Origin of the sequence: Agreia bicolorata, assembly GCF_000938265.1 — a bacterium.
Classification (GTDB): domain Bacteria; phylum Actinomycetota; class Actinomycetes; order Actinomycetales; family Microbacteriaceae; genus Agreia; species Agreia bicolorata.
The window spans coordinates 298852-324572 of record NZ_JYFC01000002.1; the positions used below are offsets into that span (position 1 = coordinate 298852).

The window sequence follows — 25721 nt, forward strand, 5'->3', positions numbered from 1 at the left end:
GCGCTTACAAGCCGAGGAAGTTCTTCACGCCTTCCCCCGCATCCTTCAGATTGTTTCCGACATCGGTCGCGAATTTGCCGGGGTCTTTCACGGCATTCGAGATCGTGTCGGCCACTGCTTTGGCCCCGTTGTCGACGAACTCTTTCACACCCGGGAGCTCATAGACGGCAATTCCGAGGCTTACCACCCCGGCTACGGTGCCCGCGGGAGGAGGAAGGAATGACGCTACCCCTAGGGCAGCTTTGGTCGCAGACCAGGCGGCGTCGCCGTATTCGCCCTTGGCGGCGCTGGTGACGGCGTCATATGCATCGAGGCCGACGCCCAGCGCTCCGAGGCCCTTCCCCAGGCCGCCCTCGCCCACGAAGTTGAGGACGCCGTTCTTCACTCCCATCAGCCCCGTGCTGGAGTTCAAGACATCGTCCGAAATATTGAGGGCGGGGATGTACTTGTTGAGGTTGTCCAATTTGATGACGTCGGCCATCGAGTCCAGCAGCCGGTAGGGAGGAGCGGCGTTTCCGGCGATCAGCGGCAACCCGGGGAAGCCCCATTCGGTGGTTCCACGGGCGACTTTCCAGAGATCCGCGTAGGTCGTCAGGTTGCCGTACTTGCCCCAAGCGTCGCGGAACGATGATCCCGGTTCGAAGAATCCGGGATCGTCCGGCGACTTCGGTGTGCCGGTGCCTGGACCTGCTTTTGCGCCCGGCCCACCATTTCCGCCCGGACCTCCGTTGCCACCGGCCCCGCCGTCGACCTGGCTCGTGGCCGTCTGCTCGTCTGCGTTCTTGATGAGCGTCGTTGAACCGAGCTCGAGCGCGTGCACGACCGTGTTGCCCAGCTGCTTGACCTGCGAGTTCCAGCGCTGCTGAAAGGCGCTCGCGTCTGGTCCCTGCCAGCTCTGAGTCGAGTTGACGAGAGACGACACCGTCTCGAGCGACGAACGGATCTGGTTCGAGCCCGACGAGAACTGCTTCGCCAGGGCCCGGAGTTGTTCGGGATCGGCGCCGTAGAACCCTTGTGCCATCGTGATCCTCCGTGCTGGTGTCGAGCCTGTCGTTGTCAGTTCAGGCTAGCGGCGGGGCCCGTCGAGTTCGATGGGGAGAACTCCCCATGCCATCGACCGGCCCGCGCCTCAGTAGCCGACGACGTCGCCGAAGTGCTGCTGCAGCGTGGCCCGATGGGTGCCGCGCAGCTCGTCGAGCGACACGTCGAACTGGCCCTGGATGCTGATGCCCGGCTCGGTCGAGTCGGTCACGCCGACCCGGATCACGGGGTAACCGCGGCCTTCACACAGACCGATGAACTTCACGTCGTCTTCGCGCGGAACGCTGACGAGCACGCGCCCTGTGGTCTCGGAGAAGAGAGCGGTCGTGATGTCGACGCCGTCGCGAAGCATCAGCTCGTCGAGGAACACCCGGGCGCCCACGCCGAAGCGCATCACGCTCTCGACCAGCGCGGTGGCGAGGCCGCCGTCTGACAGGTCGTGAGCCGAGGCGATGATCGACTGCTGCGCGCCCGCAGCGAGAAGGCCTGCGAGGGTTGCCTCGTTCGCCAGCGACACGGCCGGCGGGCGACCGCCGAGGTGGTCGTGGATGACGCCGGCCCAGGCAGAGCCGTCGAACTCCTCCGTTGTGGTACCCAGCAGGTAGATGTTGTTGCCCTCGTCCTGCCATCCGCTCGGGATGCGCTTGGCCACGTCGTCGATCACGCCGAGAATGGCGACCACAGGGGTCGGGTGGATCGGCTTGGTGCCGGTCTGGTTGTAGAACGACACGTTGCCGCCGGTGACGGGGATCTCGAGCTCGAGGCAGCCGTCTGCGAGGCCCTCGACGGCCTTCGAGAACTGCCACATGACCTCGGGGTCTTCGGGCGAACCGAAGTTGAGGCAGTCGGAGACGGCCACCGGGGTTGCGCCTGTAGCGGCGACGTTGCGGTACGCCTCGGCGAGGGCCAGCTGCGCGCCCTGGTACGGGTCGAGCTGGCAGTACCGGCCATTGGCATCCGTCGCGATGGCGAAGCCGAGCCCTGACTCCTCGTCGACGCGGATCATGCCGCCGTCGTCGGGGAAGCTGAGCGCCGTATTGCCGAGCACGTAGCGGTCGTACTGGTTGGTGATCCAGCTGGAGTCTGCGAGGTTGGGCGAGCCCAGCAACTGCACGAGCTGCGAGCGCAGCTCATCCGGTGTCGTCGCGCGGGGGAGCGTCGCTGCGGTGTCGGCCTGAAGAGCATCGATCCAACTCGGGTAGGCGACCGGGCGCGTGTAGACCGGGCCATCGACGGCGACCGTGCGCGGCTCGACGTTGACGATCTCCTCGCCGTGCCAGTTGATGATGAGGCGGCCGGTGTCGGTGACCTCGCCGAGAACGCTGGTCTCGACATCCCATTTCTCGACGACCTTCAAGAAGCCCTCGAGCTTCTCGGGGGTCACGACGGCCATCATACGCTCCTGGCTCTCTGACGTCAGAATCTCTTCTGCGGTGAGAGAGGGGTCGCGCAGCAGTACCTTCTCGAGCTCGATGAACATGCCGCCGTCGCCGTTGGAGGCGAGCTCGCTGGTCGCACACGAGATTCCCGCGGCTCCGAGGTCTTGGATGCCCTCGACCAGCTTCTCGCGGAACAGCTCGAGGCAGCACTCGATGAGCACCTTCTCGGCGAAGGGGTCGCCGACCTGCACGGCCGGGCGCTTGGTGGGGCCACCGGCCGAGAACGTGTCAGAGGCGAGAATGGATGCTCCGCCGATGCCGTCGCCACCGGTGCGAGCACCGAAGAGCACAACCTTGTTGCCGACCCCGCGGGCGTTGGCCAGGTGCAGGTCTTCGTGGCGCAGCACACCCACGCTCAGCGCGTTGACGAGCGGGTTGCCCTGATATACCGGGTCGAACCAGGTCTCTCCGCCGATGTTCGGCAGGCCCAGGCAGTTGCCGTAGAACGAGATGCCCGAGACCACGCCGTGCACGACGCGGGCCGTGTCGGGGTCTGAGATGTCGCCGAAGCGCAACGCATCCATCACGGCCACCGGCCGCGCACCCATCGAGATGATGTCGCGCACGATGCCGCCGACGCCGGTCGCGGCGCCCTGGAACGGCTCGATGTAGCTGGGGTGGTTGTGGCTCTCGATCTTGAAGGTGACGGCCCAGCCCTCGCCCACGTCGACGACACCGGCGTTCTCGCCCATGCCGACCATGAGGTTCTGCTTCATCTTGGGCGACACCTTCTCGCCGAACTGCCGCAGGTAGATCTTGGAGCTTTTGTACGAGCAGTGCTCGCTCCACATGACGGAGTACATGGCGAGCTCGCCAGAGGTAGGGCGGCGGCCGAGGATCTCGCGCACTTTGGCGTATTCATCGGGCTTCATGCCGAGAGCCGCGTACGGCTGCTCCCGGTCTGGGGTGTCGATCGCGTTCTGCACGGTATCGGCGGCGGCGCGGGCGGAGGTGACGGCAGCGGATTCAGACACGCGGAAATGGCTCCTTAGTGGGGCAGGCGGTGAGCGCCTCCAATCTTACGGGGAACCACACTGATGAGATCCGGCCGGGCGCTCGTGCTCGCTCAGCCGACGCGCGCGGACCGCGTCGCCGAGCCGACGGCGGACAGGCGTTGGGCAGAGAGGAGACCCAGGTGGTAGAGGTAGGCCCGGTCGACGCTGGCGATCGCGGCGGGCCAGCGTTCGGAGATCGTCGCAGGGGTTTCCGGGGGCAGGGCGGCGAAGTAACCGGCCAGCGGGGTGCCGCCGGCTAGCGCGCGCAGCTCGGCGAGCCGCTCCGCGCTGGCGCCGAGCAGCTCATTGCCGGGGAGTACGAGCGCATCGACCGACCCAGCCTCGTCAAACAGCGCCGAAAAGGGGCCGGTCGCCCACGGGTCGGGTGACGCGTGCACCGTGATCTGCCGGATGCCCGCACGGCGGGCCGCCGCGACCGTCGCCCCGAGCAGCTCGTGACGCGCACTCGTGCGCACGGCGAGCACGGCCGCGGCGTCGCTCAATACGTCCTCCACGCGGGTCTTGCTCGCGTGCTGGACGCCTATGGCCGCACGGATCTGCGCTCGCAACCTGTCGACATCCGCACCGATTCGACCTAGCTCATCAACGCACGCCAGGCAGAAGCACACGGACAGTAGTGCGGAGTCGAGGGCGCTCCAGTCGGCGCCCTGAGTCTTCTCATGATGCCCAAGATGATCGACGCCGAGGCTGCCGCAGGCCTCGAGCATAACGCCGTCGAGCGGCGCGGCCGCGATGACCTCCTCGACGAGTCTCGTGGCGTACGCGCGAACCTCGGGTGAGCTCGGACACAACGCATACGGGTACGTCTCGTCGTATGCGCTCGTCACGCAGAGATCCGGCGCGCCGGAGCCAACGATGCTCGAATGGGTGAGCACGATCCATGCCTCGACACTGAGCCCGCCCTCGCGGGCGATCGAGGCCGCCCGCGCGAACGCATCGTCGCCGGCCCAGGCCGCCCCGCTCACCGGGCGCAGGCGCATCCCGGCCCACGCCGACTCGCGTACGGGGGCGTAGAGGGCGGCGTGGGCCGCGTCGACGATTCGATGAGTGGGATGCAGCGGCGTGGCCGCGCGCACGGAATGGTAAGCGGCGGCAATAGCCACCCCCGACGCGCCGGAATCTGTGACCCGCTCGACGACGGATGGATCGCCCAGCAGATCCCAGGGATACGCGCACCAGAGTGCGTCGATCTTCTCCCTCATCGCACACCCGCCGTTCGCAACTGCTCGGCGAGGTCTGAGGCGCACCGGCGAACGATCGCGGCGACCCGGGCCATCTCGGTGGGATCGGCGCGATCGAGAGGAATCGAGCAGCTGATCGCGTCGGTCGCCGGAATTCGATACGGAACGGCCGCCGCGACGCAGCTCACGCCAAGTGTGTTCTCTTCTCGCTCGATCGCGAAGCCGGCCGAGCGAGCGGTCTCGAGATCGAGGCCGAGCTTGATCGGGTCGGTGATCGTGTGCGCGGTGAGGAGGGGCATCGCCTCTCGGCCCATCACCGCCTCGCGTTCTGCGTCGCTGAGTTCGGCAAGCAGCGCTTTGCCCAGTGCCGTCGCGTTCGCGGGAAGCAGGCGCCCGACTCGCGATGCGGCTCGATGAGATTCCGAGGTCTCGCGAGTGGCCAGATAGAGCACATTGTCGCGGTCGCGTCGTGCGTAGTGAGCGGTGTAGCCGCTCTCGCTGCGCACCCGCTCGAGCATTGCTGCAGCCAGTGGCAGCGCCGCGTCGCGGTCGAGGTACGAGGTTCCGACGACGAGCGCCCGAGTGCCGATGGCGACCAGAGATTTATCGCTGCTGAACTGCACCCACTGCGCCGCTGCCATGGTGTGCAGGAGTTGATGCAGGCTCGAGCGCGGAAATCCGGTGCGGCTGTGCAGCTCCGTGACGGGCATCGGCTCCCCAGCCGAGGCGATCGTCTCGAGCAGCTGAAGCGTGCGTTCCGCCGATTTGACCGGCTTCGCTGTCGTTGTTTCCTCCGGTGTCAGTGTCACCAGGGCACCCCCAATTCGTGTTCTGGATCGGCGAATTCTGCGCCGATGAGCCCGTTGCCGGGTGCGCCCGGCTCGAAGATCTCGGCGGCTGCAAACTCCGCGTCGTCTTCAGGGTAGTAATCGATGCCCTGACCGTTCGAGATGTCGAACCATCGCCGGGTGTTGGCGGAGATCGCCCACACGGTGTGCGAGCCCGGCAAGTCGAGCGCGGTAGTGGCCTCGATGAGTCGCACGAGGTCGGAATACGACAGCCACGTAGACAGCGAACGCAGGTTCCGGGGGCGATCCTCGACCGTGCCGATGCGGGCGCTGACGACGGTCATGTCGTAGCGGTCGGCGTAGACGGCGCCGAGTGCCTCCATGGCCACTTTGGCGACCCCGTACAGGCTGTCGGGGCGAGGCGGGAGGTCGTGCACGGGTATCGACGGGATCGGATGGTAGCCGACCGCGTGGGTCGAGCTCGCGAGCAAAACGTGCCGCACACCAGCCCGGCGTGCGGCATCGAGCACCGCGTTCGTGCCGGAGATATTGATGTCGAGAAGGTTGCTCCAGAGGTGTTCGCGGCTGTAGCCACCGAAGTGGACGACGGCATCGACGCCATTCAGTGCATCGGAGAGCGTCGCCTCATCGGTAAACGATCCTGTGATCGCCCGCTCGCCAGGTTGAGCATCGATGGGGGTGAGGTCGAGCAGCACAAGCTCGTGGCCCCGTGCTCTGAGCAGTGGCCTGACGCCGGTGCCGGCCTTGCCTGCGGCCCCCGTGATCAGGATGCGGTGTGGAGCGTGCACGAAATTGGCCTCTCTGATCCGGTCATTCCGACCTTTGACATCGCGGTCGAATAGTGATTAGCATAGCGAAAGTATTCACATAAGAGCAATACATTCATATATGTAAATGGAGATTCAATGTTGAAGACCCGAACAATTCGATCCGGTTTGGCGCTGGCGATCACTGTCGCACTCGTCGGCACGCTTGCCGCCTGCTCCTCCGGAGACAGTTCTGGAGGTGATGACAAGAGCCTCGAAGTCTGGACCCGAAGCGGGCCCGAAGCGGCAGCCAGCTACCAGCCGGTTTTCGACGCCTTCACCAAGAAGACCGGCATCAAGATCGACTACAAGCCCATATTGGAGTTCGATACTCAGCTCCAGGCTCGCGCCGGGCAGAAGGATCTCCCCGACGTGCTTATCAACGACGCCGGCTCGCTCGGCAACTACGTGTCGCAGGGCTTCCTGCTCCCCATCGATAAGAGCTCGATCGAGGGAAGCGACCAGATCGCCGACAAAACGTGGGACGAAAACCGCGGCACCGACGGCAAGTATTACGGTGTTCCGTGGTCGCGTCAGGCCGCCGTGACGATTATTCGTAAGGACTGGCGCGAGAAGCTCGGACTGCCCGTTCCGAAGACCTGGGACGACCTCTCCGCCCTCGGAGAGGCCTTCGCCACCCAGGATCCTGACGGCGACGGCGTCGCCGATACGTACGGAATGGTCGTTGCCGGAAGCGCTCAGAGCGGCTACGCCCTGCGGTGGGCCGCGTCCTACCTCTTTCAGGCTGGTGGGGGTCTTCTGAAATACAACGGGGACGGCACCTACAAGTCCGTTGTGAACTCGCCCGAGGCGGCCACGGCGGTTGAGTGGATGCGCAAGCAGTTCTGCACCCCGGGAGTCGTCGTGCCTGGTTCGATCAACCTGACAACGGCGGATACCCCGTTCTTCGGGCAGGGAACCGCCGGAATCTCACTTACCGGTCCGTACAACATCAGCACCTTCGAGGCCAACGTCGGAGCAGACAACGTGGAGGTCATCCCGATGCCGGCCGGGCCCGGCGGCGGAGTGACCAGCCTCGCCGAGGGAGAGAACATTTACTTCGGCGCTAGTTCGAAGAAGACCGATCTGCAGAAGCAGCTGGCTGAGTTCCTCATCACCCCGGAGGCGCAGGAGCTTGCGATGAAGGTCACGACCAATGAAGCGGGAGTCGTCAGCCAGCCCGTCGTTCGCATCCCCGTGAATAAGACCGTAGATGTCGCGGCCGTCACGGGAGACCCGCGGTGGACAGTCGCGGCCGACGCCTATAACGACTCGGAGAACTTCCCCTATGCGATCGACTTCCTCCCGTTCCGACAGATCGCGGCCGACGAATTGAACGCGATGCTGTCGGACTGCAACAGTGATATCCCAGCCGGTCTGAAGAAGATCGACGACGGATTCGTCGCTGAACTCAAGAATCAGAACCTGTCTCAGTGACCACCCTCAGCAACGGTCCTGCCGTCTCGGTGGAGCGCCCTCGGCCCTCCACCGGGATGGCAGAACGCCCACCGCAGCGTCGCCGCCGCTTCACGCGTCGTTCGCTGATCCCCTGGCTGTTCCTCGTGCCCGGCCTGCTTCTGGGTGTCATCTTCAAGTTCGGTCCCATGATCGAGGGCATCCGGATGAGCTTCGTGAAGGTGCAGCCGTTCCTTGGGGACGAATTCATCGGACTCGACAACTACGTCAAGGTGCTCAGCGACCAGCGATTCCTCGACGCGCTGGCCCACACCGTTGTGCTCGGGGGAGGGCAGGCCATCGGCGCTCTCATCCTCGGTACCGGTCTCGCCCTTCTGCTGGAGGGCAGCTCTCGCCGACTCTGGTTCGTGCGCACCGCCGTGTTCCTTCCCGTGGTCACCGCCGTCGCGGTCGTCGGCGAGATCTGGCGCATCCTGCTGTTCCCGACCGAATCCGGCTTCATCAACAGCATTCTCGGCATGGTCGGTATCCAGGCGCAGGGATTCCTCAGCGATCCAAACACGTCGCTCGGCTACGTGATGGCCGTCGGTATCTGGATCTCCGCTCCTTACAACATGGTGATCATCCTCGCCGGGCTTGCCGGCATCGACCGAGCCCTCTATGAGTCAGCGGCGGTCGACGGAGTCACCACGTGGCAACGCTTGCGCTACATCGTTTTCCCGGCCTTACGCCCGGCGCTCAGCGTCGTCCTGACACTCGCAGCTATCCGCAGCCTGCGTATCTTCACAGAGGTATTCGTATTAACGGGCGGAGGCCCGGCGGGCTCCACCGAGGTCTGGATGACCCGCGTGTTCTCGCTCGGATTCAAGGGCAATGACCTCGGGGTCGCCTCGGCTGCGTCTGTGTTGCTGCTCGTCGCCACGCTCGTGCTCACCGTCTCGGTGCGTATGGTCTCCAACCGGAAGGAGCGTGCGCGATGAGCGCCATCCACGAACAGCCGCTGAAGGCAGCCAAACGACTCCGCACCGACGGGCAATTCGACAGCGCCCTCGGCTGGAAGCCCGGGTGGAGGGCATCCAACCTTCTGAGGCTCGTGCTCTGCATCGTCGTCTTCTTTATCTTCGCGGCGCCGTTCGTGCTCATCGCCTCCGGCGCATTCGATGCCGCCGCCGACTCGACAGCGCTGCACCTCTTTCCGAGCCAACCGTCGCTTGAGCCGATGAACGTCGCCACGGGCCGCGGTGTCTGGGGCTATTTCCTCAACTCGCTCGTCATCGTTGGCGGCGGCCTCGTTCTGCAGATCAGCATCGCGATCCTCACGTCGTATGCGCTCGCCCGACACCGTTTCCGCGGCCAGAGCTTCGTGCTGCTGCTCTTCCTGCTCACGATGATGCTGCCGGAGGAGATCATTGCCATCCCGCTGTCCCAGGTACTCGGTGACGTGGGCGGGCTCGGAATCAACCTTCGAGGCACCCCGTGGGGAGTGATCCTTCCTATTGCCGTGTGGGGCTTCTCCATCTTGCTTATGACCGAGTTCATGAAGGAGATCCCGCTTGAGATCGAAGAAGCCGCCCGCCTCGACGGCGTGGGCGAGCTGCGCATGCTCTGGACGATCATCCTGCCGCTGTGCAAGCCCGTGCTCGGCGTCGTGACGATTTTCGGCTTCATGATGATCTGGGATCAATATCTGCTTCCCCTCATTGCGGCCAACGATCCGAGCGACTACACGCTCACTGTCGCGCTCAGTGTGCTGCGCGCCGACGCCCAGGTCGGCTCCGGCGTGCTCTTGTTCGGCGCGCTGCTCGCGCTCCTGCCCAGCCTGCTCATCTACCTGCTTATGCAGAAGTCGCTCATCCGAGGCATCACCTCGGGCGCGACGAAGGGATAACAACCACATGATCATCCGCGACCTCATCGTCACCCCCATCGCCTTTCGCGACCCACCGCTGCTCAACGCTGACGGCGTGCACGAGCGCCTCGCGTTGCGAAACATCGTGCAACTCGTCGTGGACGGCAACGTCATCGGCCTCGGCGAGGGCTCGGGGGGCATAGCCGTCACCGAGAGCGTGCTCGCCGTGCGCGAAGCCATCATCGGTCTCAGCGTCTTCGACCTGCACGGCATCGAGGCGGCCGTCAGCGCGGTGTTCGGCGGCGACGAGGGCTCGCTCAGCCGTCGCGAGCGCCGCGTCATCTACGCCATGCTCGACGTCGCGGCGCACGACGCCCAGGGCAAGATCGTGGGGGTGCCCGTGAGCGACCTCCTCGGCGGTGCCGTACGCGAATCCGTGCCGTACAGCGCCTACCTCTTCTACAAGTGGGCGGAGCATCCAGCCTTCGATGGCATCCCGGCGACGGGCGACGAGTGGGGGGCCGCGCTCGACCCCGAGGGAATCGTGCGCCAGGCGAGCGCACTCATCGACCGCTACGGGTTTCGCTCAATCAAACTCAAGGGCGGCGTGTTTCCACCCGATGAGGAAATCGCTGCGGTGCGGGCTCTCGCCGAGGCCTTCCCCGGTTATCCACTACGGATCGATCCCAACGGCGCCTGGACCCAAGAAACGGCCGTTCGCGTCGCTCGAGAGCTCGAGCCGGTGCTCGAATACCTCGAAGACCCGGTTCTCGGAATCGATGGGATGGCGGCCGTCTCCCGCGAGACCCCGCTGCCGCTCGCGACCAACATGTGCGTTGTCACTTTCGAGCAGCTCAAGGAGGGTTTCGCGAAGGACGCCGTGCAGATCGTGCTCTCCGATCACCACTATTGGGGTGGTCTCGCTCACACCAGAGAACTCGCGGCTATCTGCTCAGCATGGGGAGTCGGACTATCGATGCACTCCAACTCGCACCTGGGCATTTCTCTCGCGGCGATGACGCACGTCGCTGCGGCAAGCCCAGAACTCTCCTACGCCTGCGACACGCACTATCCCTGGAACAGGGGCGACGACATCGTCAAGGCCGGTGTGCTCGAGATCGTTGACGGCTCGATCGCCGTTCCCCGCGCCCCGGGTCTCGGGGTCGAGCTCGATCTCGACGCACTCGAGCGACAGCACCAGGTATACCTGGAGTCCGGCCGAACCGTGCGAGACGACACCGGATACATGCGTCGCATTCAGCCCCACTATTCACCGACTCTGCCGAGGTTCTGATCATGACCACCACCCACGCCACTCAGCCCGTCGCCGAGGCGCTCAGTCGACGACGCTTTCGCGATATCGGCGGGATTCTCTTTTTTCCGGTGACGCCGTTCGACGCGCAAGACAGGGTCGACAGCGAGCTGCTAGTCGCGCACGTGGCCGAGGGCTTCGCGCAGGGTGCAGGGGCCGCTTTCGTGGCCTGCGGCACCGGTGAGTACCACGCGCTCTCCCTCGACGAATACCGCGTGGCCGTGCACGCGGCCGTCGAAGCTGCGGGCGGCACTGGCGTCGTTCTCGCCGGGGTTGGCGGGCCGCTCGGCCACGCCCGCGACTGCGCCCGCATCGCCGAGGAGGCCGGCGTGGACGGATTGCTCGTACTGCCGTCGTACCTCGTGAGGGCGCCCCAGGAGGGTGTCGCACTGTACGTCGAGGCGATCGCCGAAAGTACCTCGCTGCCGATCATTGCGTATCATCGAGGCTCCGCGAAGTTCACCGAGGCGACCGTGCAGCGTCTGCTCGCTCTTCCCACGCTCGCGGGAATCAAGGATGGCGTCGGCGACATCGCGCTGATGCAGCAGTTCGTTCTCGCCGCGCGCCGCGCGGGACGCGACGACGTGCAGTTCTTCAACGGGATGCTGACCGCTGAGGCGAGTCAGGCCGCCTACCGTGCGATCGGTGTTCCTCTGTATTCGTCGGCCGTCTTCGCGATGGCGCCCCGCATCGCGAACGCGTTCTACGCGGCCTACGAAGCAGAGGACGCGGTCGAGCAGGATCGCCTCCTCGATGGCTTCTTCACGCCCCTCGTCAGACTGCGCAACCAGGTGCCCGGTTTCGCTGTGTCGCTCATCAAGGCCGGGCTGCGCCTGCGTGGGCTGGAGGTGGGCTCCGTGCGAGCGCCGCTTGTCGACCCGTCGGAAGAACAAACCGAGCAGCTGCGCGTCATTCTTGCGCGTGGCGAGGAGCTGGTCCGATGAGCGCCGCAGATCAGACGACTGGGGCCGAGGGGGCCGTGCCCGAGACCACCCCGGTCGAGTTCGACCGGATGCTCGATGCCGCCGTCGCCGCGCGCCGTCCTGCCTCGGCCTCGACGAGCGGCGATCGTGCCGGATGGCTCCGCGAGATCGCCGCCCGGCTCGACGCGGCCCGAGACGAACTCGTCTCCCTCGCTCTGGGGGAGACCCACCTGCCGCAGGCCCGGCTCGAGGGCGAGGTCGGGCGCACCACGGGACAATTGCGAATGTTCGCCGACGCGCTCGACGAGGGCTCCTACCTCGACATCGTCATCGATCACGCCGACCCGCAGGCAACGCCGCCGAAGCCCGAGCTGAGGCGCATCCTGATCCCCATCGGGGTTGTCGGCGTCTACGCCGCATCTAATTTTCCCTTCGCATTCTCTGTGGCGGGAGGCGATACCGCTTCTGCGCTCGCGGTGGGCTGCCCCGTGGTGGTCAAGGCGCATCCAGGGCATGGGCGCACCTCTGCTCGCACCGCCGAACTGGTCATCGAGGCGCTCGCCTCGGCCGGCGCTCCTGACGGGATCTTCGCGCTCGTTCACGGGTTCGACGCGGGCGTTTCTCTGATCGAAGACGAGCGGCTGCAGGCCGCTGCCTTCACCGGCTCGGTTCCCGGGGGCCGGGCGCTCGCGGATCTCGCCGCGGCTCGCTCGCGACCGATCCCGTTCTACGGTGAGCTCGGAAGCATCAATCCCGTTGTCGTCACCCGAGGCGCCGATGCATCCAGGGGCGAGGAACTCGCGGCCGGTCTTGCCGGCTCGTTCACCCTGGGACTCGGTCAGTTCTGCACAAAGCCGGGCATCGTGTTCGTTCCCGCTTCATCCGCGCTCGAAGCGGCCCTCGTGCCCCTTGTGCCCACGACGGGTGGAACCATGCTCACGGATGCGATCGCCGAAGGGTACCTGCGGGGCGCGGGTCGGCTCGCGGTGCTCCAGGGCGTACGGCAGGTCGTCGCTCCGAGCGGCGCCGGTTCCGCGTCGCTGTACTCGGTGAGTGCGGCCGATTTCCAATCGAACGCGGAGGAGATTTCCGAGGAGGTTTTCGGGCCCACGACCGTTCTGGTGCGTTACTCGTCCGAAGCGGAACTGTCGGACGCCCTCGACGTTCTTCCTGGAACGCTGACCGCCACCGTGCACGCGGAGCCCGGAGAACACGTCGAGGATATTGTCGCCGTGCTCGGCGAAAAGGCCGGCCGCGTGCTCTTTGGGGGCTGGCCAACGGGCGTCGCGGTGACTTGGGCGCAGCATCATGGTGGCCCGTGGCCTGCGACGAATACCCAGCACACCTCGGTGGGTGTCACGGCCGTGCGGCGGTTCCAGCGGCCGCTCGTTTTTCAGGATGCGCCGGAGGCGCTCCTTCCGGAGGCGCTTCGCGACGGCGCAACGGGCCCGAGGAGGGTCGACGGTGTCCTCGTGCTGTGATGCGCCTGAGAGCGCGGCATGTAGGGATGCTGAATCGGCGTGATCTGGCGGCGCACGGAATTTGTTCCGCGCGGGCAGCGTTCAAGGCAACGAAGTAGCCTTAATCGTTCTCTCCAACCCAGACTCGCTCGAAAGTTGACCCGCACCCCATGACCGTTCCCGACGCATCCACTCTGAGTGACGGGCCGCTGACGCTCGCCGAGGTCGAACGGCTGCGGGCAGACTTTCCCATTTTGGGCGAGACCGTCAACGGCCATCCCCTCAGCTATCTCGACTCGGGGGCGACCGCGCAGCGACCCACCCACGTCCTTGAGGCAGAGCACGACTACCTGACGCGCCGAAACTCGGCCGTGCACCGCGGAGCCCACACCCTCGCCGCGGAGGCTACAGAGGTCTTCGAAAACGCTCGCGCCCGTGTTGCAGCCTTTGTGGGCGTGCGCGAGAACGAGATCGTGTGGACCTCGAATGCGACCGAGGGCATCAACCTGGTCGCCTACGCGTTCTCGAACGCGAGCCTGGGTCGCGGAGCCCCCGCGTCGTCGCGATTCGCGCTGGGCGAGGGCGACGAGATCGTCACGACCGAGATGGAGCATCACGCCAACCTCATCCCGTGGCAAGAACTCGCCGCTCGCACGGGAGCCACGCTGCGGGTCATCCCCATCGACGACGATGGCCAGCTGCAAATGGCAGCGGCCGAAGAGATCATCGGCTCGCGCACGCGCGTTCTCGCCTTCACGCACGTGTCGAACGTCACGGGAGTCATCAATCCCGTCGAGCGGCTCGTGGCTCTGGCGCACGCCGTCGGCGCGCTCGTGGTTCTGGATGCCTGCCAATCGGCCCCGCATCGCCCGCTCGACCTGGGTGCGCTGGGCGTCGACTTCGCCGTGTTCTCCGGCCACAAGATGCTCGGACCCACGGGCGTGGGAGTGCTGTACGGCCGTGCTGAGCTGCTCGATGCCATGCCTCCCTTTCTCACGGGCGGATCGATGATCACCACGGTCACGCTCGAGAAGGCCGAGTACCTTCCGGCGCCGCAGCGATTCGAGGCTGGCACGCAGCGTGTGTCGCAGGCCATCGCGCTGGGCGCCGCCGTCGACTATCTGTCTGAGGTCGGCATGCAGCGCATCCACGACTGGGAGGCCGCCCTCGGCCAGCGCCTCGTGTCGGGCCTGTCCGCGATCCCCGGAATCACCGTGCTGGGCCCGCCGCCTGGTGTGGAGCGGGCGGGGCTCGCCAGCTTCGTTGTCGAAGGTGTGCATGCCCACGACGTCGGCCAGTACCTCGACGACCTGGGCATAGCGGTGCGCGTGGGGCACCACTGCGCCCAGCCACTGCACCGCCGCTTCGGCGTGACCGCTTCGACCCGCGCGAGCGCCTACCTCTACAACACGCCGGCCGAGGTCGACGCCTTCCTCGAGGGCGTGCGTGAGGTCACGGCGTTCTTCGGTGTGGTGCCGACCCTCTACCCGCAGTCTTCCGAAAGGACATCCCTGTGAGCTCGTCGCTCGAGAGCCTCTACCAGGAGGTCATCATGGATCACTCGCGCACCCCGCACAATCATGGGCTGCGCGAGGGCGGATCGGCCGAGTCGCACCAGCTCAACCCGACGTGCGGCGACGAGGTGACCCTGCGCATCCATTCGCAGGGCGACACCATCACGTCGCTCAGCTGGGAGGGGCACGGCTGCGCCATCTCGCAGGCGTCTGCCTCTTTGTTGTCAGATGTGATCGTTGATCTCGACCGGGCCGCAGTTCAGGAGCGCATCGACGCGTTTCGCGAGCTGATGCGCTCGAAGGGCACGCTCGAGGGCGACGAAGAGCTGCTCGGCGACGCGGTCGTGCTCGGCGGCGTCTCCCGCTACATCGCACGCGTCAAGTGCGCGATGCTCGCGTGGGTCGCCCTAGAAGATGCGATGGCGAAGACCTCCGCAGCCTGATGCTGCCCGCGCCCTGAACTGCCCGCGCGTCGCCTGAGCCTCCCGGGTTCCACGGGGTTGCCCGCTCCCTGAGCCTGTCGAAGGGCATCCACTCGTCGCAGAAGCACCCAAGAATGCCCTTTTGGATGCGTCTTCGCCTAGTCAATCCTGGCCGCGTCATCCAGTCGGCGAACATGCACCTATCCGGGCGGATTTGCGTGCTTCTGCGCCGAGCCGATGTAGCGGGCCGGGGCAGACACTACGCGCGGGCGAGCAGGCCCTCGAGCGCCGACGTGAAGATCGTGAGGCCGTCTACTCCCGAGCGCATCGCATCCGGGGTATCGGGGCCGAAGCCGGGCTCGACCGCGTGCTCGGGGTGCGGCATGAGGCCCACGACATTGCCGCGAGCGTTCGTGATGCCCGCGATGTCGTTGAGCGAACCGTTCGGGTTCACGTCGAGGTAGCGGAAGACCACGTGGTTCTCGCCCTCGAGCCGCTCGAGCTCGGCGGTCGAGGCAATGAATCCGCCCTCGCCGTTCTTGAGCGGGATCGTGATCTCTTGGCGATCGGTGAAGCCGTTGGTCCAGTCGGTCGAGGTGTTCTCGACGCGCAGGCGCTGGTCGCGGCAGATGAACGAGCCGTGGTCGTTGCGGATGAGTCCGCCGGGCAGGAGGTGTGCCTCGGTGAGCATTTGGAAGCCGTTGCAGATGCCGAGCACGGGTACGCCTCGATCGGCAGCCTGAATGACCTCGGCCATGATCGGCGAGTGGCTCGCGATGGCGCCTGCGCGCAGGTAGTCGCCGTAGCTGAAGCCACCGGGAAGCACGATGGCGTCGACGCCATCGAGGTCGTGCGTGCCGTGCCAGAGGGCGACGGGCTCGGCGCCGGCGATGCGAACCGCGCGCTGGGCGTCGCGGTCGTCGAGCGAGCCGGGGAAGGTGACGACGCCGATGCGCATCAGACGGATGCTCCGGCGGGCTCGGTCGAGACGACGTGGATGCCAACGACGTCTTCGATGACTGAGTTCGACAGCATCTCGTCCGCGAGGGTCTTGACCTCGGCGAGCACGGCGTCGGTGACCTCGCCGTCGACGGTGAGCTCGAAGCGCTTGCCGACTCGAACGGAGCTGAACTGCGACTGTCCGAGACGGGTGAGGGCGCCGAGCACGGCCTTGCCCTGGGGATCGAGAAGTTCGGCCTTGGGCATGACCTCGACGACGATTGTGGGCACCGGAGAACTCTTTTCGAGAAGTGACGGGTGGATTCGACCCCAGTCTAAACGCTGGGCATCAGCTTCACACCCGTGCGGCGGTCTTGGCTCGAGAGCCGTCCGACCGTAATCTCGGAGTCTGAGGTCAAAGACGACTGGAGAACGTGATGAATGCACCTGCGGGCCCCGCCGCATCCGAATCGCAGACGGGACATGCCACGGTCTCCGTGGCCGGCATCCTCGCTGAGACTGCGGCACGGCGGCCAGACAAGACGGCCCTGATTGTGGGAGATCAGAGCATCAGCTACTCCACCCTCTGGGAGGAGACACTCGGATACGCGGGCGCGCTGCGCGAACGAGGCGTCGGCCGGGGCGACCCCGTCGCCATCCTGATACCCAATGTGCCCGATTTTCCCCGTGTCTACTACGCGATCCTGGCGCTGGGCGGCATCGTCGTTCCCATCCACGCATTGCTCAAGGCCGAGGAGATCGCTTTTGTGCTGCGTGACAGCGGGGCCACCCTGCTCGTCTGCGCGGCGCCCCTACTCGCCGAGGGCGCAAAAGGGGCGGCGCTCGCGGGTGTCGATGTGGTGTCGCTGATGATGCCGCCGCACTCGGGCGACGAGCCATTGGATGCCGTGGGTTTCGATCGCCTCGAAGACTTGGCTGAGCAGGCGGTTCCGCCTGAGACCTACGTGTCGTGCGCGCCGAGCGATACGGCGACGATTCTCTACACGAGCGGCACCACGGGCTCTCCGAAGGGCGCCGAGGGCAGCCACTTCTCGCTCGTGGAACAGACGAGCACGCTGCTGCTCGACACGTTCGACATGACGAGCGACGACGTGCTGCTCGGATGCCTGCCGCTGTTCCACACCTTCGGGCAGACGTGTGTTCTGAACACGGGTTTTCGCGCGGGCGCCACGATCGTGCTGATGCCGAAGTTCGACGGTGCCGGAGCGATCGAGCTCATCAAGCGGCACGGCTGCACGATCTTCTTCGGTGTGCCGACGATGTACATGGTGATTCTGGCCGCGGCCGGCACGGAGCCCGTCGAGACGAAGCTGCGATACGGCATCTCGGGTGGTGCGGCCATACCTGTGGCGATCATCGACAAGTTCACACGGGTGTTCGGCGCCGACATCCACGAGGGCTACGGGCTGACCGAGACGTCGCCCGTCGCGAGCTTCAACCAGCGCGGTGTGCCGCCGCGGCCCGGCACGATCGGCAAGCCGATCTGGGGCGTGGATGTCGAGATCGCCCGGGCAGACAACGACGATGCGATCGAGTTGCTTCCTCGAGGGGAGCTCGGCGAACTCGTTATCAGGGGTCACAACCTGATGAAGGGATACCTTCACCGGCAGGAGGACACGGCTCGCGCGGTGGTCGACGGATGGTTCCGCACGGGCGACCTCGGTACGAAGGATGACGACGGGTACCTGCGCATTCTCGATCGCAAGAAAGACATGATTCTGCGCAACGGCTACAACGTCTACCCACGCGAGGTCGAAGAGGTGCTCGCGGGGCATCCGGATGTCTCGATGGCGGCTGTGTACGGCATCCCCCACGAGGTGCATGGTCAGGAGGTGGTCGCGGCCGTGGTGCTGGTTGCCGGTGCGACCGCGACCGATGCGGAGCTGGTGGCTTTCACCGAGGAGCACGTCGCCGCCTACAAATACCCGCGCCAGATCACGATCGTGGATGCCCTGCCGATGGGGCCGAGCGGAAAGGTTCTGAAGAGAGAACTCGTGGCGCGTCACGGGGAGTAGGCGCCCGTTCCCTGAGCCTGTCGAAGGGCGCGTCTTTACAGGCTCGACGAACGGCGGTGTTTCGCTACTCCGCCGCCGCCACGATCTTAATCTGGTTGTCCCACGGGTCGGACACCATGAGCGAGTGTCCATCGTCGCGTGTCTGCAGCCCGAAATGACCGAGACGCTCGCCCACCTGGCCGACCTCGTCTGACGTTGGCACAACGATCTCGACGAGTCCCAGACCGAGAGCCAGCGGGCGTCGGCCTGCACCTTTCGACTCCCAGACGTTCATCGCCATGTGGTGGTGGTACCCGCCCGCCGACACGAAAAGGGCCGAACTGGCCATAGCGATGGTGGTCTCGAAGCCGAGCCTGTCGACGTAGAACTCCTTCGCCGTGGCCACGTCGCCCACCGAGAGGTGCACGTGCCCGACCGTTGTGCCGCCGAGCCTCGGGTTCTCCACTAACTCGGGCGTCACATGCTGCTGCAGAAACTCGTTCGGGTCGAGGTAGACGGTGCCCATCTCGATCTGGCCGTGCGCCCAGCTCCACTCCGTGCGTGCGCGGTCCCAGTAAAGTTCGACTCCATTGCCCTCGGGGTCGGTGAAGTAGAAGGCCTTCGACACGAGATGGTCGGCGCTTCCAGTAAACGTTCCAGGGGCGTGCCGCGCTACCGAATACAGTGCAGCGGCGAGGGCGGGCTCCGATTCGAACAGGATGGCCGTGTGGTACAGCCCCGCCGACCGCGGCGCCGCGTGCTTCAGCTCGGGGGCGCGCTGCAGGATGACGACAGGCACCTCGCCCCGGCCGAGCACGGCCACATCGCCCTCCTGGCTCTGCACGTCGAGCGTGACCGCGTCGCGGTAGTAGGCGATCATGGCGTCGAGGTCTCCGACGCGGAGGGTCACGGAACCCATTCCGGTCTGGGCTGAGAGGAGATCCTGGTTTGCAGTCATAGTCAATAGAACTACCCCATCACGGCCAATATTCCTTGTAGCTACAACTGTTCTCAATTATCCCCTCCCCCCCCGAACAAGGGGCGCGTGTGAACATCAGGTTTCGTTGCGGAGATTCGGTTGACCCCAAGCGAAGCTTCGGATTGAGTGGGAATTGTCCCCGAATTTACCCCTGGAGAACAACCTTCCTATGCAGTCATCCTTCTTCCGCCGCGGCTCCGTGCGCGTGGCCGCCCTTGTCGTCTCCACGACGGTCGCCCTTGTTGGATTCGGAGCGCTTCCCGCATCCGCAGCCCCCGGCGATGTCGTCATCGACGTGTACACGATGAACGACTTTCACGGCCACCTCGAGCAGAACCTCGGCAGCGGTGAGGCCGGCGCGGCGAGTATCGCCACCGCGTTCGACACCTTCAAGACCGCGAACCCCAACAGCACCCTCGTGTCGGCGGGTGACAACATCAGCGGCTCGCCGTTCATCTCGCAGGCGCAGCAGGACGAGCCCACGATCGATGCCCTCAACCAGATCGGCCTAAGCGTCTCGGCCATCGGAAACCACGAGCTCGACCACGGACGCGCCGACCTCGAGGGCCGCGTCTCTGACCTGGCCGACTTCGACTTGATCTCGGCCAACCTCTTCAACAAGGGCACGACGGACCACGCGTTCGCGCCGTATGACATCCAGACCTTCGACGGTGTCAAGGTGGGCTTCATCGGGGCCGTCACTGAAGACCTGCCCTCTCTCGTCAGCCCGACGGGCATCGACACCCTGGCCGTCGGCGGAATCGTCGACAGCGTCAACGCCGTCGCGCAGGAACTGACCGACGGCATCGACGACGGCACGAACGCCGAGGCCGACGTGCTCGTTCTCCTCATCCATGAGGGCGCCGCGAGCCCGACCGCGAACATGACCGACGTCGGCACCGTCTTCGGCAAGATCGTCACCGGCACCGCTCCGTACGTCGACGCCATCGCATCCGGTCACACGCACAACCTCTACTCCCAGACCGTCACGGTCGGAGGCAAGTCGCTGCCCGTGCTGCAGACCGGCAGCTACGGCTCGAACCTGGGTCACTTCAACTTCCAGGTGAACCCCACCACGAAGGAGATCTCGTCGGCCACTGGTGAGACCATCCGGCTCGTGACGCCCGCCGTACCAGGTGGCGCCCCGGCGTCCGCGGTGTACGCGCAGGACCCCGAGGTCGCGGCGCTCGTGGCCACCGCCAAGGCGGAGTCGAGCATCATCGGGCGAGTCTCCATCGGCACCATCACCGCGTCGTTCACGCGTGCCCTTCAGAGTGACGGCACGACGGAGAACCGCGGCGGCGAGTCTGACCTCGGCAACGAGGTGGCCGACGGCCAGCTGTGGGCGACGAGGGATCTCGGAACCCAGCTCGCGTTCATGAACCCGGGCGGACTCCGCACGAACATCGACTTCGCGGCCAACGCGTCCAATCCGGAAGACAGCGACGGCAACGTCACCTACGAGGAGGCCGCGACCGTGCAGCCCTTCGCGAACACGCTGATCACGCAGACCATCACGGGTGCGCAGGTAAAGACCGTGCTCGAGCAGCAGTGGCAGACCGGTCAGACGCGGCCATTCCTCAAGCTCGGCATCAACTCTGACCTCGCCTACACCTACGACGCGGCGGCTGCCGACGGATCGCACGTCACCGAAATCTTCTACAAGGGTGCGCCCATCGCTGCAGAGGACACGTACAAGATCGTCACGAACAGCTTCCTCGCCGGCGGCGGAGACGGCTTCCTCGAGCTCGCGAACGGCCAGGGCAAGAGCGACACCGGGCGGGTCGACCTCGACGCATTCGTGAATTACATCGGCGAGAACAAGCCCTTGGCGCCCGACTACTCGACCCGCTCGGTCGGCATCGCGAACCTGGCAGACCCGGCCGGAACGCCCGTCGATTTCGGCACCACGGAGCCCGGAACGTCGTACGAGTTCGCCCTCAGCTCGCTGCTGCTGAGTGGCATCCCGAACCCCGACACCGAGCTGAACGTGCTCTTCGACGGTGAGCAGATCGCATCCGCCGCGATCGACCCGACCGTTGTCGACAAGTACGACGAGCAGGGCCGCGCGACCGTAGCCTTCACCCTGCCGGCATCGCTGCGCAACGGCGACCACACGGTGTCGTTCAAGGTCGGCGAAGCAGGACTGCGGATCACCTTCCCGCTCGTCATCACCGGAGGATTCGGCGACCCGATCGTCGATCCCACGACGCCGGCGGTGGGCGCAGGTACCACCACGCCAGTCAGCCCGGCGCTCGCCGCCACAGGTCTGGATGCGACGGTTCCGCTTCTCGGGGCCGGCCTGCTTCTCGCCCTGGGTGCGCTGCTCGTCGTGCGCCGTCGCCGCGGAGCACTGACCCGCCCGTAGGACTGCTGAAGGAAGACGGCTGGCCCGGGGTGGAAGCCCCGGGCCAGTCCTTTGTGCCCTGGGGGGCTCTGATGGCCATGCCCAAGGGGCGTTTCTGTAGGCAACGAGATGCGGCCGATCCATCCGGCGCACAAGCACCTTCCCCGGGGAGTAAAAGTGCGTTCACGACGAGTCGATGCGGCAGCCCTTCGACGGGCTCAGGGAACGGGCGCTAGGAGCGCTGCGTCGCCTCGACCCAAGAGAGGTACTCGGGGCTCACCGTGCCGGTGACGTACTCGCCGGTGAAGCAGCTCATCTCGAGGTTCTTCACCTCGCTGCCCTCGAGGATTGCGCTCTCCATGTCGGAGATCTCCTGGTAGATCAGGTGGTCGGCGCCGAGCTCCCTGGCGATCTCGGGAAAACTGCGGCCGTGGGCGATGAGTTCTTCGCGCGACGGCATGTTGATGCCGTAGACGTGAGGGAAGCGCACCGGCGGAGCGGCCGACGTGAACGTGACCTTGTTGGCACCGGCGGCGCGGGCCATCTCGACGATCTCCTTCGAGGTCGTGCCGCGCACGATCGAGTCGTCGACGATCAGGATGTTCTTGCCCTTGAACTCGGTCGACATCGCGTTGAGTTTCTGCCTCACGCTCTTCTTGCGCTCGGCCTGGCCGGGCATGATGAAGGTGCGGCCCACGTAGCGGTTCTTGTAGAACCCCTCGCGGTACTCGACTCCGAGCTTCTGCGCGACCTGCATAGCGGCGGGGCGCGATGAGTCGGGGATGGGCATGACCACATCGATGTCGCCCATCGGGGTGAGATCGGCGATGGTAGTGGCCAGACGATTGCCGAGTCGGAGGCGGGCCTCGTAGACCGAAATGCCGTTCATCACGCTGTCGGGGCGGGCGAGGTAGACGTACTCGAACGAGCAGGGCACGAGAACCGGGTTCTTCGCGCACTGGCGTGAGTACATCTCGCCGTTCTGCGTAATGAAGATGGCCTCGCCGGGTGCGACCTCGCGCACGACCTCGTAGCCGGATGCCTCGAGCACAAGCGATTCGCTGGCCACGATCCACTCGTCGCGCTGCACACCCGGGAGGGCGTTGGAATCGCTTCGCTTGCCGAGAACGAGGGGCCGGATGCCGAACGGGTCGCGGAACGCCAGCAGGCCGTGGCCGGCGATCAGCGCGATCACCGCGTAAGAGCCCTCGATGCGCTCGTGCACGTTGGCGACGGCATCGAAGACCTGGTCGGGTTCGAGATCGAGCCCGGAGACCTGGCCCTGCAGCTCGGTGGCCAACACGTTGAGCAGCAACTCGGTGTCGCTCGAGGTGTTCAGATGCCGACGGTCGATGTGGAAGAGCTCCTGGTTGAGCTCGCGGGTGTTCGTGAGGTTGCCGTTGTGGATCAGCACGATGCCGTAGGGCGCGTTCACGTAGAACGGCTGCGCCTCCTGCTCGTTGCCTGCGGCGCCCTTCGTCGCGTAGCGCACGTGGCCGAGGCCGACGTTGCCGAGCAGCGACCGCATGTCGCGGGTGCGGAACGCCTCGCGAACCTGGCCTTTGGCCTTGACGATGTGGAACCTCGAGCCGTCGGCGGTGGCGATACCGGTCGAGTCCTGCCCGCGGTGCTGAAGCAGGAGGAGGCTGTCGTAAACCTGTTGATTGACCGGACCGGACGAGACGATACCGACGATGCCGCACATACCGGGCGGGCTCCAGACGCTGTAGAGAAATAGGCCGTGCTCCATTCTACGGGAGCGTTGACGACACCTGTCCCTCGGCCGATGCGGCGTCTGCGATCTCGACCGACAGCAAGCGGTATTCCCGGCTGCGCCCGGGACGTGTGGCCGAGCAGGTCGACAGCAGCGGTTCAGACAGCGTCTCTGCGAGCATCACCTTGATCGTCGCCGCCGGATACTCGAGCTCTATGCGCCAGACGCCGTCGGCGAAGCGGGCCGACGTCGGGCCGAGGATGTCGATGCGCTCGTCGTCGAGGGTGGCTCGTGCGTGGTGTTGGGCCGCCTGAACGGCATTCGGTAGCGAGCTGCGGCCGCGGAAGAAGCGCTCGTCGACGCGGCCCTCGAGGTACCGGGTGACGAGGCCGACCGCATCCGCCCCATCTGCCCGGCCGTAGTAGAGGCCGTGCGGCAGGAGCACCAGCGTGCCCGCGAAGCGGTCGCCGCCGAGGTGCGAGCACTCCCACGTCTCTTGGGGAAAAGCCTCGGCGAGCGTCTTCACGACCTGCCGGCCGCGCACGGCGCAGCACTGATCGTGCCTCGCGTGGGCGCAGACCGCGACGATCGGCTTGTGGGAGACGACCCCCGTCGACCCGTCGAGTGGAACGTCGAGCAGCTCCTCGGCCGTCTCCACCCATCCCCAGCGCACACCCTCGGAGCCGGGCCGGGAATCGACATAGGCCCAGCGGTAGCCGTCTTGCGGCGCCCGCTTGCCCGTTCTGCGAATCGCGAGCGGTCGCATGCCCGCACCCTCGACCTTCTTGACGAGCGCCCGACCCACCTCGACGGGCAGAGTCGATTCGAGAAACGCGTGCTGGCCCCAGGCGCCCGAGATCTCGACGAGAAACCACTCGGTGCCCCGCGAACCGGTGCCCGGCAGGGGATCTCCGCGCTCGCGGGAGCGATCGCTGCAGGGGCGCCAGTCGGGCACCACCTGCCGCGCGCTGAGCTCGGTCACGCCTCGAGCACCAGAACGCCCTCGCGCACCAGGCGCCGGCACACCACGATGGCGTCTTCGTCGTCGAGGCCGGGAAGGGAGCCCACGGGCGTCGACTCACCGAGCAGAAGGTGCTCGAGTGCGGCGTGAGCCACGACGGGCAACGAGAGCGTGCGACTGCCGGCCGCGAGGCACACCGTGTCGCCTCGGGCCTCTACGCGGCCTGAGAGCCCGAGACGCCAGCGAACGACGGATGCGACGTCGAGACGAGCGAGGCCGGCCACAGTCGCGAGGGGGCGCACCGGCTCGGGTCGGGTGACGTTTGTGAGTCGCCGGGCGAGGGATGCGGCGGCGGCGGCGGGCGTGACCGGATCGCGTTGGATGGCGGCCACGAGATCGGCCACCGTCTCGGCGAGCACGTCGGCCAGCGCATCCGGGTCGCCGAGGTCGAGGCCGAGCGGCAATGACGAGCGCAGGGATGCGTCGGCGCGGGTTCTCGCAGATACCAGTGCCACGAGATCGGCACGGGTGAAGGCGCTCATGCCGATCGTGAGGTGAACCGACGTGTCACCGAGGGCCTCGGCCGAGTGGATCCATCCCCGCGGAAGATAGAGTGCGTCGCCGGGCCGCAGAACCTCGTCGATGACGGGTGCGTTCTTCGCCTCGTCGGCGACGGCCTTGGAATACTGCGACCACGGCTGGTCGGCGAGCGGATCGGGATGCACGGGGGAGTGGATCCTCCAGCGCTTCTCTCCGGCGATCTGCAGCACGAACACGTCGTGCACGTCGTAGTGGGGATCGAAGCCGCGCGACGACGCCGGCGTGACGTACGCATTGACCTGCACCGGATGCCCGAGGTCGGACACCAGCCGGGTCGTGAAGTCGATGATCGGCGGCCAGGTGCGGTGCAGCCCCTGCAGAACGATGGTCGCGCCGGCAGCGAACTCGGCGAGCACCTTCTCGCTCGAGACCTGATCGGCGATCTCCGCTCCGAAACCGCCCGGAGCGGTGAAGCGGTCTTTGGCGAGCACCTGGCCCTCGACGGCCATGCGCATAAAGGGTGTGCGGAGGCCCCGCTCGGACACGAGCTCGTCGACCGCATCACTCGAGAACAGATCTGAGAAGTCGCGCTCGAGGCTGTCTGCCCGAGAGAGCAAAGGGCCTCGGCCCCAGTAATCGGCCGCGAATTCATCGGCGCCGATGTTGATGCAGCGAGAAAGCGCGGGCCGGTTTCCCGACCCGCGCTCGGCCCTCGCTTCGTGAGGGCTAGGGTTCATCACGCCGATCCGTCGGCTCCGCCGTCGTGGCCATCGGGGTTCGCGCCGCCGTCTGCCGGGCCTTCGCCCGCAGATGCCGCGCCGTCCGCGCCACCGTCGTGTCCGCCTACGTTGGCTCCGCCATCGGCGGGGCCTTCGCCTGCGTTATCGGTTCCTGATGTGATGTCCTCGTCGTTGATACCCATCGGTTCTCCTCCCACGGTGGATGTCTGGCCACCTTCGAGCCTCACGCTACTCCGGTCGACCGACAGCGCGGGAGGGGTTTACAGATGTTGCCACGACCGTCGTAGGGGGCGCATAT

22 protein-coding genes are annotated in these 25721 nt (G+C 66.1%); 10 read left to right on the plus strand and 12 right to left on the minus strand.

Annotated features, from left to right (window positions below):
• Window positions 1-4: 4 nt before the first annotated feature.
• The 5 genes from TZ00_RS04905 to TZ00_RS04925 form a co-directional block, all read right to left on the minus strand.
• Window positions 5-1021 carry a WXG100 family type VII secretion target gene (locus TZ00_RS04905; RefSeq protein ID WP_044439737.1) on the minus strand — a complete coding sequence of 339 codons (1017 nt, stop codon included), beginning with the start codon at window positions 1019-1021 and terminating at the stop codon, window positions 5-7.
• A 108-nt stretch (window positions 1022-1129) separates the two neighbouring features.
• Window positions 1130-3454 carry a phosphoribosylformylglycinamidine synthase subunit PurL gene (purL, locus tag TZ00_RS04910; protein WP_044439738.1) on the minus strand — a complete coding sequence of 775 codons (2325 nt, stop codon included), beginning with the start codon at window positions 3452-3454 and terminating at the stop codon, window positions 1130-1132.
• Window positions 3455-3546: 92 nt separating this feature from the next.
• On the minus strand, window positions 3547-4698 hold the full coding sequence (locus TZ00_RS04915) for a hypothetical protein (protein WP_044439740.1): 1152 nt from the start codon (window positions 4696-4698) through the stop codon (window positions 3547-3549).
• The gene (locus TZ00_RS04920) at window positions 4695-5486 is read right to left on the minus strand and encodes an IclR family transcriptional regulator (RefSeq protein ID WP_238579582.1); all 792 of its coding nucleotides are present in this window, start codon (window positions 5484-5486) and stop codon (window positions 4695-4697) included. The genes TZ00_RS04915 and TZ00_RS04920 overlap by 4 nt, the downstream gene beginning before the upstream one ends.
• A complete protein-coding gene (locus tag TZ00_RS04925; protein ID WP_152631089.1) occupies window positions 5483-6274 on the minus strand; it encodes an NAD-dependent epimerase/dehydratase family protein in 792 nt (263 codons plus the stop codon). Before TZ00_RS04925 ends, TZ00_RS04920 begins: the two co-directional genes overlap by 4 nt.
• A 117-nt stretch (window positions 6275-6391) precedes the next feature.
• On the opposite strand from TZ00_RS04925, the gene TZ00_RS04930 reads away from it, so the two are divergent.
• The 8 genes from TZ00_RS04930 (at window position 6392) to sufU (ending at window position 15209) form a co-directional block, all read left to right on the plus strand.
• Entirely contained in the window at window positions 6392-7729 is a 1338-nt protein-coding gene (locus tag TZ00_RS04930) for an ABC transporter substrate-binding protein (protein ID WP_044439741.1), read from the plus strand.
• The gene (locus tag TZ00_RS04935) at window positions 7726-8688 is read left to right on the plus strand and encodes a carbohydrate ABC transporter permease (RefSeq protein ID WP_238579583.1); all 963 of its coding nucleotides are present in this window, start codon (window positions 7726-7728) and stop codon (window positions 8686-8688) included. Before TZ00_RS04930 ends, TZ00_RS04935 begins: the two co-directional genes overlap by 4 nt.
• Window positions 8685-9596, plus strand: a complete 912-nt coding sequence (locus TZ00_RS04940) for a carbohydrate ABC transporter permease (RefSeq protein WP_044439744.1) — start codon at window positions 8685-8687, stop codon at window positions 9594-9596. The genes TZ00_RS04935 and TZ00_RS04940 overlap by 4 nt, the downstream gene beginning before the upstream one ends.
• 7 nt (window positions 9597-9603) lie before the next feature.
• On the plus strand, window positions 9604-10851 hold the full coding sequence (locus TZ00_RS04945) for a glucarate dehydratase family protein (RefSeq protein WP_044439746.1): 1248 nt from the start codon (window positions 9604-9606) through the stop codon (window positions 10849-10851).
• Between the two features lie 2 nt (window positions 10852-10853).
• A complete protein-coding gene (locus TZ00_RS04950) occupies window positions 10854-11813 on the plus strand; it encodes a 5-dehydro-4-deoxyglucarate dehydratase (protein WP_078713733.1) in 960 nt (319 codons plus the stop codon).
• Complete coding sequence (locus tag TZ00_RS04955; protein ID WP_084605924.1) at window positions 11810-13273, plus strand: aldehyde dehydrogenase (NADP(+)); 1464 nt, start codon at window positions 11810-11812, stop codon at window positions 13271-13273. The genes TZ00_RS04950 and TZ00_RS04955 overlap by 4 nt, the downstream gene beginning before the upstream one ends.
• A 149-nt stretch (window positions 13274-13422) precedes the next feature.
• Window positions 13423-14769 carry an aminotransferase class V-fold PLP-dependent enzyme gene (locus tag TZ00_RS04960; RefSeq protein WP_044439747.1) on the plus strand — a complete coding sequence of 449 codons (1347 nt, stop codon included), beginning with the start codon at window positions 13423-13425 and terminating at the stop codon, window positions 14767-14769.
• Complete coding sequence (gene sufU, locus TZ00_RS04965; RefSeq protein WP_202965821.1) at window positions 14766-15209, plus strand: Fe-S cluster assembly sulfur transfer protein SufU; 444 nt, start codon at window positions 14766-14768, stop codon at window positions 15207-15209. The genes TZ00_RS04960 and sufU overlap by 4 nt, the downstream gene beginning before the upstream one ends.
• A 238-nt stretch (window positions 15210-15447) precedes the next feature.
• On the opposite strand, the gene purQ is transcribed toward sufU, so the two are convergent.
• Entirely contained in the window at window positions 15448-16146 is a 699-nt protein-coding gene (purQ, locus tag TZ00_RS04970) for a phosphoribosylformylglycinamidine synthase subunit PurQ (protein ID WP_044439749.1), read from the minus strand.
• Complete coding sequence (purS, locus tag TZ00_RS04975; protein ID WP_044439751.1) at window positions 16146-16418, minus strand: phosphoribosylformylglycinamidine synthase subunit PurS; 273 nt, start codon at window positions 16416-16418, stop codon at window positions 16146-16148. Before purS ends, purQ begins: the two co-directional genes overlap by 1 nt.
• A 146-nt stretch (window positions 16419-16564) precedes the next feature.
• Between purS and TZ00_RS04980 the strand changes: the two genes are divergently transcribed.
• Window positions 16565-18163 carry a long-chain-fatty-acid--CoA ligase gene (locus TZ00_RS04980; RefSeq protein ID WP_044439752.1) on the plus strand — a complete coding sequence of 533 codons (1599 nt, stop codon included), beginning with the start codon at window positions 16565-16567 and terminating at the stop codon, window positions 18161-18163.
• A 64-nt stretch (window positions 18164-18227) separates the two neighbouring features.
• Here the strand turns inward: TZ00_RS04980 and TZ00_RS04985 are convergent, their stop codons facing one another.
• Entirely contained in the window at window positions 18228-19100 is an 873-nt protein-coding gene (locus TZ00_RS04985; RefSeq protein ID WP_044439753.1) for a VOC family protein, read from the minus strand.
• 190 nt (window positions 19101-19290) lie between these two features.
• Here TZ00_RS04985 and TZ00_RS04990 point away from each other — a divergent pair, with 190 nt between their 5' ends.
• Entirely contained in the window at window positions 19291-21489 is a 2199-nt protein-coding gene (locus TZ00_RS04990; protein WP_044439754.1) for a bifunctional metallophosphatase/5'-nucleotidase, read from the plus strand.
• 211 nt (window positions 21490-21700) lie between these two features.
• Here TZ00_RS04990 and purF read toward each other — a convergent pair whose 3' ends face one another.
• Genes purF through TZ00_RS05010 form a run of 4 tightly spaced genes read right to left on the minus strand, consistent with a single transcriptional unit; the run spans window position 21701 to window position 25605 of the window.
• A complete protein-coding gene (gene purF / locus TZ00_RS04995) occupies window positions 21701-23173 on the minus strand; it encodes an amidophosphoribosyltransferase (protein WP_044440333.1) in 1473 nt (490 codons plus the stop codon).
• A gap of 46 nt (window positions 23174-23219) precedes the next feature.
• A complete protein-coding gene (locus tag TZ00_RS05000; RefSeq protein ID WP_202965822.1) occupies window positions 23220-24164 on the minus strand; it encodes a sucrase ferredoxin in 945 nt (314 codons plus the stop codon).
• Window positions 24161-25420, minus strand: coding sequence for a cupin domain-containing protein (locus tag TZ00_RS05005; RefSeq protein ID WP_044439755.1), 1260 nt, complete (start codon window positions 25418-25420; stop codon window positions 24161-24163). The genes TZ00_RS05000 and TZ00_RS05005 overlap by 4 nt, the downstream gene beginning before the upstream one ends.
• Window positions 25420-25605 carry a hypothetical protein gene (locus tag TZ00_RS05010; protein WP_044440337.1) on the minus strand — a complete coding sequence of 62 codons (186 nt, stop codon included), beginning with the start codon at window positions 25603-25605 and terminating at the stop codon, window positions 25420-25422. Before TZ00_RS05010 ends, TZ00_RS05005 begins: the two co-directional genes overlap by 1 nt.
• Between the last annotated feature and the right edge of the window lie 116 nt (window positions 25606-25721).